The organism is Chthonomonas sp., from assembly GCA_016788425.1.
Lineage (GTDB): Bacteria > Armatimonadota > Fimbriimonadia > Fimbriimonadales > Fimbriimonadaceae > JAEURQ01.
The window spans coordinates 1-13,536 of record JAEURQ010000002.1 but is presented as its reverse complement, the minus strand read 5'-3'; the positions used below and the strand labels follow the sequence as shown (position 1 = coordinate 13,536).

General features: G+C 56.6%; 14 protein-coding genes. 5 read left to right on the top strand and 9 right to left on the bottom strand.

What is annotated here, in order from left to right; translation table 11 throughout:
* Complete coding sequence (locus tag JNJ45_01885) at window positions 1–1,170, bottom strand: alginate export family protein (GenBank protein ID MBL8047409.1); 1,170 nt, start codon at window positions 1,168–1,170, stop codon at window positions 1–3.
* A gap of 145 nt (window positions 1,171–1,315) precedes the next feature.
* Here JNJ45_01885 and JNJ45_01880 point away from each other — a divergent pair, with 145 nt between their 5' ends.
* Genes JNJ45_01880 through JNJ45_01870 form a run of 3 tightly spaced genes read left to right on the top strand, consistent with a single transcriptional unit; the run spans window position 1,316 to window position 2,658 of the window.
* Window positions 1,316–1,921, top strand: a complete 606-nt coding sequence (locus JNJ45_01880; protein ID MBL8047408.1) for a 4Fe-4S binding protein — start codon at window positions 1,316–1,318, stop codon at window positions 1,919–1,921.
* A 6-nt stretch (window positions 1,922–1,927) separates the two neighbouring features.
* On the top strand, window positions 1,928–2,425 hold the full coding sequence (locus JNJ45_01875; protein ID MBL8047407.1) for a Rieske 2Fe-2S domain-containing protein: 498 nt from the start codon (window positions 1,928–1,930) through the stop codon (window positions 2,423–2,425).
* Complete coding sequence (locus JNJ45_01870; protein ID MBL8047406.1) at window positions 2,425–2,658, top strand: hypothetical protein; 234 nt, start codon at window positions 2,425–2,427, stop codon at window positions 2,656–2,658. The genes JNJ45_01875 and JNJ45_01870 overlap by 1 nt, the downstream gene beginning before the upstream one ends.
* 3 nt (window positions 2,659–2,661) lie before the next feature.
* On the opposite strand, the gene JNJ45_01865 is transcribed toward JNJ45_01870, so the two are convergent.
* Genes JNJ45_01865 through moaA form a run of 8 tightly spaced genes read right to left on the bottom strand, consistent with a single transcriptional unit; the run spans window position 2,662 to window position 10,759 of the window.
* Complete coding sequence (locus JNJ45_01865) at window positions 2,662–3,114, bottom strand: hypothetical protein (GenBank protein MBL8047405.1); 453 nt, start codon at window positions 3,112–3,114, stop codon at window positions 2,662–2,664.
* A complete protein-coding gene (locus tag JNJ45_01860; protein ID MBL8047404.1) occupies window positions 3,111–5,294 on the bottom strand; it encodes a molybdopterin oxidoreductase family protein in 2,184 nt (727 codons plus the stop codon). Before JNJ45_01860 ends, JNJ45_01865 begins: the two co-directional genes overlap by 4 nt.
* A gap of 44 nt (window positions 5,295–5,338) precedes the next feature.
* Window positions 5,339–6,079, bottom strand: a complete 741-nt coding sequence (locus JNJ45_01855) for a sulfite exporter TauE/SafE family protein (GenBank protein ID MBL8047403.1) — start codon at window positions 6,077–6,079, stop codon at window positions 5,339–5,341.
* A complete protein-coding gene (locus tag JNJ45_01850; GenBank protein MBL8047402.1) occupies window positions 6,072–7,478 on the bottom strand; it encodes a ThiF family adenylyltransferase in 1,407 nt (468 codons plus the stop codon). The genes JNJ45_01855 and JNJ45_01850 overlap by 8 nt, the downstream gene beginning before the upstream one ends.
* Window positions 7,475–7,717 (bottom strand): MoaD/ThiS family protein, encoded by a 243-nt coding sequence (locus JNJ45_01845; GenBank protein ID MBL8047401.1) that lies wholly within the window; start codon window positions 7,715–7,717, stop codon window positions 7,475–7,477. Before JNJ45_01845 ends, JNJ45_01850 begins: the two co-directional genes overlap by 4 nt.
* Complete coding sequence (locus tag JNJ45_01840) at window positions 7,714–8,874, bottom strand: molybdopterin molybdotransferase MoeA (GenBank protein ID MBL8047400.1); 1,161 nt, start codon at window positions 8,872–8,874, stop codon at window positions 7,714–7,716. The genes JNJ45_01845 and JNJ45_01840 overlap by 4 nt, the downstream gene beginning before the upstream one ends.
* Entirely contained in the window at window positions 8,871–9,773 is a 903-nt protein-coding gene (locus JNJ45_01835) for a bifunctional molybdenum cofactor biosynthesis protein MoaC/MoaB (protein MBL8047399.1), read from the bottom strand. Before JNJ45_01835 ends, JNJ45_01840 begins: the two co-directional genes overlap by 4 nt.
* Complete coding sequence (moaA, locus tag JNJ45_01830; protein ID MBL8047398.1) at window positions 9,770–10,759, bottom strand: GTP 3',8-cyclase MoaA; 990 nt, start codon at window positions 10,757–10,759, stop codon at window positions 9,770–9,772. The genes JNJ45_01835 and moaA overlap by 4 nt, the downstream gene beginning before the upstream one ends.
* Before the next feature lie 82 nt (window positions 10,760–10,841).
* Here moaA and JNJ45_01825 point away from each other — a divergent pair, with 82 nt between their 5' ends.
* Both JNJ45_01825 and JNJ45_01820 read left to right on the top strand, forming a co-directional pair.
* Window positions 10,842–12,329, top strand: coding sequence for an MFS transporter (locus JNJ45_01825; protein ID MBL8047397.1), 1,488 nt, complete (start codon window positions 10,842–10,844; stop codon window positions 12,327–12,329).
* A 122-nt stretch (window positions 12,330–12,451) separates the two neighbouring features.
* Window positions 12,452–13,536: MFS transporter (locus JNJ45_01820; protein MBL8047396.1), on the top strand; the 1,085-nt coding region annotated here is incomplete at its 3' end.

The following is a 13,536-nucleotide window of genomic DNA, read 5'->3' as shown; positions in this document are numbered from 1 at the left end:
TTAGAATTTCCAACCGAGCATGAAGTAGCCGAAGGTCTGATTTCCCGATCTGCCTCCACCGAAGGACTTCACAAATCGGCCCGGAAGAAAAACGCCAGCGCCAGAACTCAAGGTTAAACCATTGGCCATCGTCGAAGAGTAATCCAGGCTGAACTCTTGCCCAATATCGCGACCGGAGTTGCCGGTTGGATCTCTGTAAAGCGTTGTGCCAAAGGAATTGATCGCTCCGCCTACTCCGTACCAAGCATCATGCTTATCGTAAAGCTGCAACCAGGTGTAGCTGAGCCGCAGCGACGAATTTGCGCTTGGCTTGAACTTCAGCCCAGCGGCCGCAGAAACGATGTTCTTCCACCCAGTTGTGTCCATTAATCCAAGTCGATCATGTCCGCTGGGGTACAGCTGATCAAAAGTGGCATTGACTCGGTTGCTACTGCCGCCGCTGGCAACGTTAAGTTCGCTGTACGCCTCTACCTTTGGCGTGATTTCCTTCCCGTACCTTCCATTTGCCGCCCAAGCATGCACGCTTTTCCCATCCTGATGACCCGCCTGGAAGGCGATTTGATAATTCAGGGTCGATTTCGTATTCGGCTTAATCGTTCCCTCATTCGAAAGCGTATACCGAGTTTGATCTACCCCCTTCGCATCATCAACCTTGATGATGAAGGCCGTAGTGTTGGACGCCCTCTTGAAGGTGACTCCCGACAAAACTAAGTTCTTCGAGGGAGCTGGCAATACGCCCGCACGCATCAGGAAGAAGGTCCAAGATCGATCCTCAACCTTAAGGCCCTCTAAAGCGTTGGCGACATTGTTCCACTCGAGTTCGCCGATGAGCCTTCGATTGCCCAACCCGAAACGTTGCCGCCCAACAGTGTAGGTAGTCGCTCCATTCTTGAAGCTGACGTTGGCCTCAAGAAGATCGCTCCGGATCGCGATACCGTTTCCAGCGGGAAGCCAGTTGAGTGAGCTTGCGTGCTGGTACACGATTCTGCCCGTGACACCGTCTTTGCTCAATTGCAGACCGACTCGACCTCGGAGCAACAGGTTGCTTCGATTATCACGCCGGTCAGGCTGAAAGTCCGCATCCATGCGCCGCTCGTACCTGGCTCGAAACTCCAGAATCGGCTTTATATGAAGGTCGCTATTGTCCATGTGGTCAGGAAGAATCGGCATAAGTCAATCTTTGCTGATCACTCCCCAGAATCCTATGACATCGGTCATATTTGACATGATCCGGTGCGCTAGCTTCGACCAAGTGCAGACAGCTGTATGATGGATATCATGGTGTGCGGTTGGTTGGCGTGCAACCATTGTCGTTGTGAGTGAGCGGCAGTTCTACATAGACCCAAGCCGGTGCATCGGTTGCAATGCCTGCGTTCAGGCGTGTGCCGAGTGCGACACCCACCCGGGCGTCTCGATGATTCACTTGGAGCAAGTTCAGCGAGCAGACACCGTGCAGACAACGCCAATCATCTGCATGCATTGCGACGAGCCAGCGTGCGCGATGGTTTGCCCGGCGGATGCAATCAAGAAAACCCCTGATGGCGTGGTGCAAAGCTCGTTGAAGCCACGATGTATCGGGTGCACAAATTGTCTGTTCGCTTGTCCATTCGGAGTGCCCAAGTACGACGTTGAGGTGGACCAGATGATGAAGTGCGACATGTGCTACGACCGTACTTCCATCGGACTGAAACCCATGTGCGCTACCGTGTGCCCATCCGGCGCTCTGTTCTACGGGACGCCCGAAGAACTCGCCGCCGAACGCTCAGGAACCCCGATCAACGAGTTCATATTTGGCAACAAGAAGATCACAACCAAGGTTCACCTGATGATGCCCCAAGGAACAAAACAACTCACGGTTAAACCCGATGCGGTCGTTCGTCGATCTGACCTTTTGACCGCCGTGCGACAAGTGGAGAGTTAATCCAACATGAACGACAAGCTGAAAGAAGATTTTCCGATTGAGTGGGAAGACGACCACTTTGTGACCCGCCGTGAGTTCTTCAAGTTTCTCACGTTAGCAAGTGGTGGTGTAGCCGTTGGCACGGCAGCACTGGCGGCTTACGCCCAAATTCCGAGGGAGGAAATCAAGTTTGAGGCCGCAAAGATATGCTCGACTGAAGATTTGAAGCCCGGTTCCGCCCTGGCTTTCAGCTGCCCGCGACCTGGTGATCTGTGCATTCTAGTCAGGAAGCAGGACGGCGAATTTGTTGCCTTCAAACGGCGGTGCACTCACCTTTCTTGCCCCGTGGAGTACGAAGTCAAGAACGAGCGTGAGCTCCTCTACTGCCCATGCCACAACGGTGCTTTTTCCTTGGACGACGGTAGCGTGGTTCAAGGTCCGCCGCCGCACCCCCTTCCCCAAGTTAAGATCGAAGTTCGCGGTAGCGAAATCTGGGCGACTGGTGCAATCAAAGGTGACCACTAGTGAATACGCCGCAATTCCATCGCCGCCGCCAAAAGGCAGTCGTCTTCGTCGGATTCCTGCTGTTTGCAATGATCCTGTTTCTCATTCAGCTATGGCTGTTTGTGATGGTGCTTGAAAATATCTTGACCGGAAAGACCGGCATGGTGATTCAAGCTTCGGCGTTCAGCTTCTTGCTTCTGGGCATCAACATCTGGATGCTCGCCGGGGTAAAGCGGCTGATGAAGATGCAGTAGTGGTTAGGCTTCGGGATGAAGGCGGTCAAGTCGGCGTTGCACGATTTCGGCCCGGCTTGGGCAGGTTTCCCACCGGCGATGCTCCATTTTGAGAGCTTCTTGAGCCAAGGTGGCCTCCTCGTCGGGGGTCATGCGGGATTCAATGGCGGGAAACATCACCCGTTCTTCCCAGCGAATGTGATCTTCGAGAGCTTGCCCAAGCGATACGCACGAAGTCGGCAATTCGCTGATGAGCTGTTCGATCTGCCGGTGTTCTTTATATAAGCGAGCAGAATCTGCACCGGCGAGCGGGCCGAGGAGCCGCTCCTCCTCGGCAAAGTGGTCGGCAATCTCCCGCTCCCAAGTCGCACGAGCCAGTGCAGGAGCGTCCAGACGCTCCTCTCTTAGCGCCCGAGCGAGGTGCAGGCCGTCATTATGATCCCGAGAGAATGGCTCCAGCGCAAAGGCCCGTTTCATTGCGGTGTCTCAGACTTCTCGATCTTCACGCAGGCTCGTTTGTATTCAGGGATGCCACTGACGGGATCGTAGGAACGGATGGTGAGATTATTTGCCGCCTTACGCCCGGGCCAGTGGTACGGGATGAAAACGGTGTCGGGGCGAATCGTGGTGACCACTTTCGCCTGAAGGACGACTTCGCCGCGCCGACTCGTGACGCGCATCCAATCCTTATCGGCAATGCCATATTGTTCGGCCAACGTCGGGTGGATCTCCACGTAGGGATCGGAACAGAGATCAACCAACCCTCCGATCCGGCGAGTTTGTGTTCCGCTCAAGTAGTGCGACACAACTCGCCCGGTCGTCAGAACCACCGGGTACTCGTCATCCGGTTCTTCCAGCGGCGGACGGTACTTCACAGCATTGAACTGGGCTTTGCCGTCTGGGGTCTTAAACTTCAGGTCCTCCCACAGGCGGGGGGTGCCTGGGTGGCCAATTTCGGGGCAGGGCCAAAAGACGCCGAGCTCATTCTCGATTCGCTCGTAGGTGATTCCGTAATAATCAGCGGTCCCGCCCTTGCTCGCCACTCGCAACTCGTTGAAAATGTCCTCCGACGTCTTGAAGTGGTCAAAAAACTTGCCTCGTCCAAGCCGCCGAGCAAGTTCCAAGACGATGTCGGTGTCGGCCTTGGCGTTTCCAGGAGGATTGACCGCCTTTTTGATTCGGATTACCCGCCCTTCGGCGCTCGTGCTGGTTCCTTCCTCCTCTTCATGAAGCGATCCCGCCATCACGATGTCGGCATGGTGAGCTGTCTCATTCAAGAAGAAGTCGATGGCCGTGTAGTGCTCTAGTTTGTTGAGTGCCTCGCGGGTGAAGTTAGAGTCTGGCAGCGAGACCAGCGGGTTGAAGCAAATGGAGATAAGGGCTTTGATCTCACCGGCGTGGATCATTTCCATGATCTCGGGAGCGGTGTGGCCTTTGCCGGGGAGTTCTTCGTCGGTGCAGCCCCAAACCGAGCAGATGTACTCGCGGTGAGCCGGGTTTGAGATATCTCGATTGCCGGGGAGCTGGTCGCACTTGTGGCCGTGTTCGCGCCCTCCTTGTCCGTTGCCTTGCCCCGTGATGGTTCCATATCCGCAACCTTTTCGCCCGATCCGCCCAGTTGCGAGAACGAGGTTAATGCAGCTCACCACGTTGTCCACGCCTTTGGAACTGTGCTCGATACCCCGCGCGTGCATCAGGAAGCTGGTCTTAGCTTCACCCCACATTTTTCCGGCTCGAACGATGTCCTCAACCTTGATCCCGCTGATTCGGCTCGCCTCTTCCAGGGGAAGCGCAAGAGCCGCTGCTTTCGTTTCTTCCCAACCCGAAGTGAATTCCGCGATGAACTCTTCGTTGGTCAGTCCCTCTTCGATCAGCACCCGTAGAATTCCAAGCAACAACGCCGAATCCGTTCCCGGGAGCACCGGGAGGTGAAGATCGCAAGTGCGAGCGATGGGCGTCACGCGGGGATCGATCACGATCAGTTTCGCGCCGCGATCCCGGGCTCGCCAAATGTAGTCGGTCGTAATGGGGGAACACTCGGCCACGTTCGTTCCGGCAAGGAGAATCACTTCGGCGTGAACGATGTCCTCCCAGTAGTTTGAAGCTCGGTCAAGCCCGAATGCCTTCTTGTTACCCGCCCCTGCGCTCACCATGCATAGGCGACCGTTGTAGTCTAGGTTGGCGGTCTGCAATCCGAGTCGTGCAAATTTTCCAATCAGATAACTCTTTTCATTGGTGAGAGAAACGCCGGAGAGAAAGGCTACGGAGTCATTGCCGTATTTAGCCTGAACGTCTTGGATAGCCTTGATGGTGGTGCTGAACGCTTCCTCCCATGAGATGGAAATGAACCCTTGTCCCGGCACGTTCTTCATCGGGTTAAGCAATCGGTCTGGGTGGCCTCCCTGCAGGTATCGCTTCACTCCTTTGGGGCACAACTTACCTCGATTGAAGGGGAACTCCTCCCAAGGCTCGAACCCGATCACTTGGTCTTTTTTGACCTTTAACTGGATCCCGCATTGCATTCCGCAGAAGCAACAGTGCGTCTTCACCAACTTGTCGGGATCATCCCTGCCCACCCAACCGCCAGGAGGCATGTAGGCGGGGTGCGGACCGAATTCTTCGATCAGCTTCTCGATTGAGACAGGGGGCTTAGCCATATCTGAAGTTTAGTCTCGCTGGGAGAATGCCGCTATGACAGGCATCATAGCCCCAATCCCTTCTGGAGCAGCTTAGCCACGGCAAGTAGCAAAACCAATCCTAACGCACGCCGAAGGGCAAGACTTGATACTCGATGGGCTCCGAAGTAGCTGCCACCGACTGCGCCAAGAATGCCTACTGTGATTAGAGGCCATTGGCTCAGGCTTTCTCTCAGGAGATCAAAAGGTCGAGCCGAGAGACCGGCCAGCGAGTTCGCGAAAATGAACACCGCCGAGAGGGCTGCCACTTTGTGCGGCTGCGCCCACCGATTGAGGATCAGCAGCGGAGACAAAAAAATCCCTCCTCCGACCCCTACGAGCCCGCTCAAGAAGCCAATGCCAGCCCCCGACCCCACGAGAATAGGACGAACCGGTGGTTGGCTCTCGCCGTCTTTAGCCGGAACGCTCAAAATCAGCACTCCAGCGGCATAAAGAAGCACCGCGGCAAGAACGAGGTCTTGGACTTGGTTTTCGAACTTGAGGCGTCCGCCTAGAAACGCGAAAGGTACAGACCCCAGCAGCAGCGGCCACGCGAGATTCCAATCAAAATGCTTCGCTCGTCCAAATACCACCAGGGTGATACCCGCGACAAAGACGTTGAGAACGAGCGCTGTGGTGGCCCCAACCGCGCTCGGAATCGCGGTGAATGCAAGTAAAGCGAGGTATCCCGAGGCTCCGCCGTGACCGACCATGCTGTAGCCAAGGGCCACGGCGAAGACTCCAAAATAAAGCCACGGCTCAATCACGTTCAAGGCACTCGACTCCTCCCTGAAGCGAGAAGACGCCGCGAACACCCCGTGCTCTGAGGTCGGCGACTAGGCGGTAACTACGCCTTCCGGAGGCGCAAACGAACAAGGTAGGACGTTGCCATTCGACTTCGTAGCATTCCGCCATAGGCACCTTATGATGGGGCCGGGTGAGCTCGGGAGTTTCGTTAGGCTCCCGAATATCCACCAACTCAAAGCTTTCAAGATTGATGGAGGTTGCATCTACGTCCCAATTGCTGCTCCCGGAACTGAGTTCGCCGGAGGATTTGCGACGGATCGTGGTAGCTTCTAAGGTGCGGAAATCAAACAAAAGCAACTTGTCATCCAAGACCGGTAATCCAAGGATGCCTTTGATGACTTCGTTCGCTTGGAGAACCCCCATCAGCGAGGGCACAACGCCAAGCACTCCGGATTGGGCGCATGTTCCAACGCAGTGTTCGGGAGGCGGTTCGGGAAAAAGATCGGCAAGGCACGGTCCTCCGGGCCGGATCGTCATCAGTTGCCCCTCAAATTGGTGGACACTGGCGGTGACCAAGGGGCGGCCGAGTTGCTGGCAAACTCGGTCGAGCAGAAGCTTTGTATTTAGGGAATCGGTTCCGTCTATGATCCAGTCGTAGCCGGAGACGAGTTGTTCGGCATTACCTTCAGCGAGGCGCACAGGAAATGTCTGAACCGTCAGCTCGGGCCGGAGGCGACGCGCGAATACGGCAGCTCGCTCGACTTTCAAACGGCCCACATCCGAAGCGGCAAATAGGGTTTGACGATGAAGATTCGAGAGTTCAACCAGGTCGGCGTCTACCAGGCCCAGCGTCCCGATGCCTGATCCCACCAGTGAAGGCAGGCTCCCAGCCGCCAGGCCCCCAACCCCGACAAGTAAGACTCTGGCTCCGGCGAGCGCGGCTTGACCCTCGGGTCCGACTTCGGGAAGTCGCATTTGCCGGGCGAACATCTCGTCGTCAACCGGGCTAGACGCGGCTTCACCGGGGACAACCCACTCGGCGACTCCGCTAGAGTAGGTTTCGCGCTTCCAAATGGGAATCCGCCACTTGAGTTGGTCCATGATCCACTCGCATGCTTCAAAGGCTTCTCGCCGGTGGGGGGAGGCCGTTTGCACGACGACTGCCGTGTCGCCGATGGTAAGTTGCCCGACCCGATGGATCACCCTGGCTTCCGAGAGCCCAAAACGCTCGATGGCATCTCGAACAAGCGCTTCCCCCTGGGAAAGGGCCATTTCGGGGAATGCCTCATACTCGAGCCCAACAACGGACCGCCCCTCGGCGTGATTGCGTACTTTGCCCTCGAAGACGACAAATCCGCCCGCCGCATCATGGGTTATCTGCTCAGCGGCAATCGGGGCATCGCTTAGGGAGAACTTCATCCGCCCGCCACCGGAGGAATCAGGACAAGTTCACTTCCTTCTTGCAGTGGGTCAGCTGGATCGACAAATTCACCTTCGATGGCAACCCGAATTAGTGCGGGCGGAAGTCCGAGCCGGTGCTCTGCGATGAGCGTTTCGACGAAGTCTCCAACGGTCTCGCATGAGGTCGTTTTCTGCTCAACGGCGAGTCCACGGCGCTCTCGCAGGACGGCAAAATAGCGGATTGTCACGGTCTTCATGGGTTTCGATTCCATGGGAAAGGCAAGAAATCGATGTGCTCGCCTTGGACCAACGTGATCACATCGGGGTTGATCCTCACAAGTCCGTCGCTCTCCAAAAGGCCAAAGTTCGCGTGGGAGCCAATGAGGTTGCGGATCGTAACCTCACCGCTGGGTAATCGCTGCGCCGGCAGAAACTCTTCGCGTCCCGGCTTCCTATCCATCTTTCTCGCGACTCGCCTGGGTTCACGGGGCAACTCATCCTCCAGCCAAGTACTGACGAAAACCAGATAACCCACCCATGTCGAGAGAGGATTGCCAGGGAGGCCAAACCATGCTTTTCCATCTTCTCGCACCCCGAAAGCAATTGGCTTGCCTGGTTTCACGGCGACGCCGTGGAACCTCACGTGGAAACCCGCCTCCTCCATGGCCGCTCGAACGAGGTCATGAGCCCCGACGGAAACCCCGCCGGTCGTGATCAGGAGCTCGGAACTTTGAATCGACTCGTGGATCTGGGCGCGTAGCTCTTCTTGGGAATCTGGAGCGTGTCGCACTTGTGCGCGGATGCCTCTGAGGGCCAAGGCTGACGAGAGAGCGGTCGCATTGGAATTGAAGATCTGACCGTATTGGAGTGACTGGCCAGGAGGCACGACTTCATTTCCGGTGCTAAGAATGGTGACATTTGGCAGACCGCGGACTTCAACTGTGGCAAGTCCGCAACTCGCGAACGCGGCGAGATGGGGTGGTGTCAACATCGCTCCCTTTTGCGCGACGAGATGCCCCGCCGGTGCTTCTTCAGCCTGAAACCGCACATGTCCGCCCTTTCGAACTTCTCCCACGACCAAGCCTTCTTGTTCCGAAGCGTCTTCTTGTGCGATGATGCCGTATGTTCTACTTGGCACGGGGGCTCCAGTGAAGATCCGCACGGCCTGACACGGTTGGATGCCCATTGGAGCCGTCGCCCCCGCCGCAACCTCGTCAACGATCTCCCAGGGCCCCTCTGGACTCCCGACGGCGAAGCCGTCCATGGCGGAGTTATCAAAGAGCGGAAGATCAAATGGGGAAACGACATCTTTCGCCAAAACCCGGCCCAGGGCGTGAATCAGCTCCACTCCTTCCGTTGGTATGGTCCGGCGATGATCGCGAATGATTGAAAGCGCCTCATCGACCGTGATCACGGGTGGCCCTCCCCAGCGAGCATGGAATGAACATGCAACAGGCTCGGCATCAAGCAGGCCATGGCATCCTCGCACGCTCCCGGGCTGCCCGGAATTGCCAGCACAACCGTCTCTCCAATGATCCCAGCAATCGGCCTGGCAAACATCGCGGTCGGTAGCCTTGAATGGCTGTAGGATTGAAAGGCAGCGACCACACCAGGGAGGCTTTTTTCGAGGAGCGGTGCGATGGTATCAGAAGTGATATCCCTAGGACCAACGCCCGTACCTCCGCTGATCACGAGCAACGAAACACCTCTGTCAGCGGCAGCGCGAACCTCATTACCCAGTAATTCCGATTCATCGGGCAGAACTTTCACCGAGACGGAGCCCGCGCCGTGGCCCTTTAGTGCCTGTTCAAGGGTTGGGCCGCTTCGGTCGTCGTAATCGCCGCGATGCGCTCGATCTGACATCACCAGAACTTGTGCGTTCCAGTCGCTGCGCTGGGGAAGATCGCTCTTCCCACCCGTTTTGGAAAGGAGGCGAACGCCGACGATTTCCATGCCGTCGTCGATCATTTTGAGCATGTCGTAGAGGGTGAGCACGGCAGCAGCGGCCCCGGTCATAGCTTCCATCTCGACCCCGGTCTTGGCGACGGAAACAACAAAGACCTCGACCGCGATGCGGTCTGCCAAGAATTCAAAGTCCACCCTTACATGCTCAATCGGGATGTTATGGCAGTAAGGAATCCACTCGGTTGTTTTTTTCGTCGCCTGAATCGCCGCAACCTTAGCAACGGGAACCGGGTCTCCTTTGGGAGTATCGCCATTCTGGACGCGCCGAATCGTCTCGGCGCTCGCCGTAAGTTCAGCGCGAGCGAGGGCCGTTCGCTTGGTTGTGTTCTTAAAAGAAACGTCTCTCATCCGCCTATTTGCACCATGGTTAAGTTATCTCGTTGAGCCCAGTTCCGCATCGGTGGATGGGCGCTCCACTTGCCATCGAGGCACCATTGGACAGCTGTCTCCAGTTCTTCGTCGGGAGCTCCCCCTCGAATCAAGTCCCGTAACGAGACGCTCGGCGGTAGGAATAGACACGATTTGAGCTGACCGTCTGCCGTCAAGCGAAGGCGGTTGCAGCCTGAACAGAAGCTCTCGGTGACGCTTGAGACAAAGGCGACCCGGCCCTCGGAGCCATCGATTGCATACTCCCGGGCAACATCCGAGGCGCCAGATTCCAGGGGTCGAAGCTCAAATCGCTCGGAGAGCCGGGTTCGAATCTCTGCGGAAGAGACGACCCGGTCTGCGTTCCAACCGTTGTCGAGAAAAGGCATGAACTCAATGAACCGGACGGTCAGATTGTGCTCGCTGGCAAACTCGCCGAAGTGGATGATCTCATCCTCATTCACTCCCGGAAGAACCACCACGTTGATCTTGGTCTCTAGCCCCGCCGCACGGGCGGTCTCAATTCCTTGGAGAACCCTAGGTAACTCGTTTCGCCGCGTGATCTCAACGAAGCGATCCAGCCGCAGTGTATCCAAACTAACATTGACGCTTGCCAGCCCAGCCGCCTTGAGCGCCCCTGCGTCTTGGGCCAAGCGGGTTCCGTTGGTTGTGAGAGCAAGTTGCCTCAAACCCGGGATGGCGGCAATTGCTTCAACGAGGTGAAGGTAGCCCTTGCGTAGGGTTGGTTCGCCGCCGGTAAGCCGAATCTTCCGCACGCCACGCTCCACGAAGAACCGAGCAAGACGCTCAATCTCCTCAAATCTCAAAATTTCTTCGCGCGGTTGCCAGACTACGCCTTCTTCGGGCATGCAGTAGACGCACCGGAAATTGCATCGATCCGTGATCGACACCCGAAGGTAGTCGTGGAATCGACCAAACCGATCCGCCAGCACATCCGCATGGGTCACGACTCAATTGTGCCGTAAGCCGCCGCGTGGAACCATGATATCCATCATAAACCTCGCCGAGAGTGCGGGCCATAACAGAGGCATGCCAGATCGAGCCTTTGCCAACCGCATGCTCATCCTCAACACCATCGCCTTCACGGTGTGCTTCGCCGTCTGGACGATGTACGGTGTGCTGGGGGCTTTTTTGGTCGATAAGCAGGTCATTCCGATCTCCAAAGAGGAGCTCGGTTGGCTCCTTGGTGTACCCATTCTCACCGGGTCGATCATGCGGTTGCCGGTCGGGCTACTCACGGACCGTTTTGGGGGCAAGCCGGTCTACATCGGCGTGATGCTCCTTGCAACCGCCGGAGTTGCATCCGTTAGCTTCGCAACTACTTTCGCCCATCTCGTGATCTCGGGGCTCATTTTTGGGATGAGCGGCGCGGCTTTCGCGGTCGGCATCGCCTACACATCCGTGTTTTTTCCCAAGGAAAAGCAAGGAACCGCGCTAGGGATATTCGGTGTTGGAAACGCAGGCTCGGCGTTGACTACCCTGCTGGCTCCCCTCGCGTTGCAAAGACTCACTCAAGAAGGTAGTCAATTGGAAGGGTGGCGGACTTTGCCTCTGATTTACGCGGCATGCCTTTTTGGAATGACGATCCTGTTTGCGGTCTTTACGAAGAATCGGGTCACGGAAGGAGCGAGCCAAAAGACACTTCGCACCATGCTTGCCCCTCTCAAGTCCGTTCGAGTGTGGCGATTCGGCGCGTACTACTTTCTTGTGTTTGGGGCGTTCGTAGCCCTAGCTCAATGGCTCGTGCCGTACTATCTCAGCGTCTACGGAATGAGCCTCGCGATGGCGGGGCTGATGGCGAGCATCTTTAGCCTTCCGAGCGGGCTGGTTCGTGCGCTTGGAGGGTGGATGAGCGATAAGTTCGGAGCCCGATCCACGATGTACTGGGTGCTGGCAAGCTGCGTGGTTTTGTTCGCGCTCGTCATCGCGCCACGCATGGACATCATGTCTCCCGGGGAAGGAGTTCTGGCGGATCGAGCTGGAACCGTGACTCTGGTCAGTCAAGATCGGGTTCAAATTGATGACAAGTCGTATGCTTTGAAGACGGCCAGTGGCTCGACCCAAACCCTATCGAGCAAGGGTTCGAGCCTTTCTGAGGGCACGATCATCCTTCCCCGAAGTCAGTCCTGGCAAGAACCGGTGGTACAAGTGGGCCAGAAGGTGAAGAAGCGCGAGCTACTTGCCCGTGGTGTGACTCACGTTTACTTCCAGGCCAACGTGTGGGTGTTTACGACTATCGTTTTCTTGGCGGGAATCATGATGGGGATCGGGAAAGCCGCCGTGTATCGTCACATCCCCGACTATTTTCCGAATGACGTCGGCGTTGTGGGTGGAATCGTTGGGGTCATCGGCGGACTGGGCGGCTTCTTTTGCCCGATTCTGTTTGGCTACCTGCTAAAACTGACCGGACTCTGGACCTCTTGCTGGCTGCTCCTCGCTCTCATTAGCATTGTTTGCCTTGTTTGGATGCACGTCACGATCCTAAAGATGGCGAAACAGGCTCCGGCGACGGAGTAGAGCAGCGCGCTTCCCAGAGCCCCACGGACGAAGAGGTCTGAGCCATTTGAGATTCTATGACAGGCATCATAGCGCGCCGTGAGCGGATCATCGAAAATAGGGAAAGACAAAGAGTCCGACTCATGAATACAGCAACCGACGCTCAGAAAGTTCAAGAATGGCAACCTAACGACCCAACCTTTTGGGAGTCCACCGCGAAGCCGGTGGCATGGCGGACATTATGGATTACCACGTTCTGCCTGCTCCTGAGCTTCTCCACCTGGTTCATGGTGAGCGCTCTGGTCGTAAAACTCTCTGGCATCGGTTTCAAGTTCACGCCCCAGGAACTGTTCTGGCTGACGGCCATGCCCGGCCTCGCGGCTGGGACCTTGCGGATCATTCACACTTTTCTCGTCCCCATTTTTGGAACGCGCAAGACCGTGAGTGTATCGACGCTTCTCTTGGCGATCCCCTGCGTGGGCTGGGGGTTCGCGGTCATGAACCCTCAGACTCCGCTGTCAACCTTTTTGGTTCTGGCGTTTCTCGCGGGTTTGGGTGGGGGCAACTTCAGTTCATTCATGCCGAGCACATCGTTGTTCTTCCCAAAATCCAAGCTGGGGACGGCGCTCGGGATTCAAGCGGGAATCGGAAACTTTGGCGTGAGTGTTGCCCAATTTCTTATTCCCGCCATCATCGGGATCGTCCTGGTTGGTAGTTCGCAAACTTTAACCAACTCAAAGACCGGGGCGACCAGCAACATCTATCTTCAGAACGGGGCACTGATTTGGGTGCCTCTTGTGCTCTTAGGTGCTGTGGTCGCTTGGTTTGGGCTTCGGGACGTGCCGGTTCAGGCCAGCTTTAGGGAGCAACTCGATATCTTCAAGGAAAAGCACACGTGGGTCATGACCTCGCTCTACATCATGACCTTCGGGTCGTTTAGTGGCCTAGCAGCTGCTTTTCCGTTAATGATCAAGCAACTTTACGGCGGATTCGATGGCGCACCGGATCCACTGGCTTTTGCATTTCTGGGGCCGCTGGTTGGGGCAGGAGTCCGCGCTGCCGCAGGGCCAGTCGCAGACAAAGTTGGCGGGGCAAAGGTGACGATGGTCAGCGGGATCGGAATGCTGGCGTGCAGTATTGCAATCCTGCCATTTGCGAATCCAGGCTCAATGGCCAGTTGGAGCGGCTTCCTGTGGCTGATGCTCGGCATCTTTTTCTTTAGCGGCAT

Coding starts and splice junctions, on each gene's coding strand:
- JNJ45_01865 (MBL8047405.1), bottom strand. CDS start 3,114: ATGAAACGGGCCTTTGCGCTGGAGCCATTCTCTCGGGATCATAATGAC.
- JNJ45_01845 (MBL8047401.1), bottom strand. CDS start 7,717: ATGAAGACCGTGACAATCCGCTATTTTGCCGTCCTGCGAGAGCGCCGT.
- JNJ45_01875 (MBL8047407.1), top strand. CDS start 1,928: ATGAACGACAAGCTGAAAGAAGATTTTCCGATTGAGTGGGAAGACGAC.
- JNJ45_01825 (MBL8047397.1), top strand. CDS start 10,842: ATGCCAGATCGAGCCTTTGCCAACCGCATGCTCATCCTCAACACCATC.
- JNJ45_01835 (MBL8047399.1), bottom strand. CDS start 9,773: ATGAGAGACGTTTCTTTTAAGAACACAACCAAGCGAACGGCCCTCGCT.
- JNJ45_01885 (MBL8047409.1), bottom strand. CDS start 1,170: ATGCCGATTCTTCCTGACCACATGGACAATAGCGACCTTCATATAAAG.
- JNJ45_01850 (MBL8047402.1), bottom strand. CDS start 7,478: ATGAAGTTCTCCCTAAGCGATGCCCCGATTGCCGCTGAGCAGATAACC.
- JNJ45_01860 (MBL8047404.1), bottom strand. CDS start 5,294: ATGGCTAAGCCCCCTGTCTCAATCGAGAAGCTGATCGAAGAATTCGGT.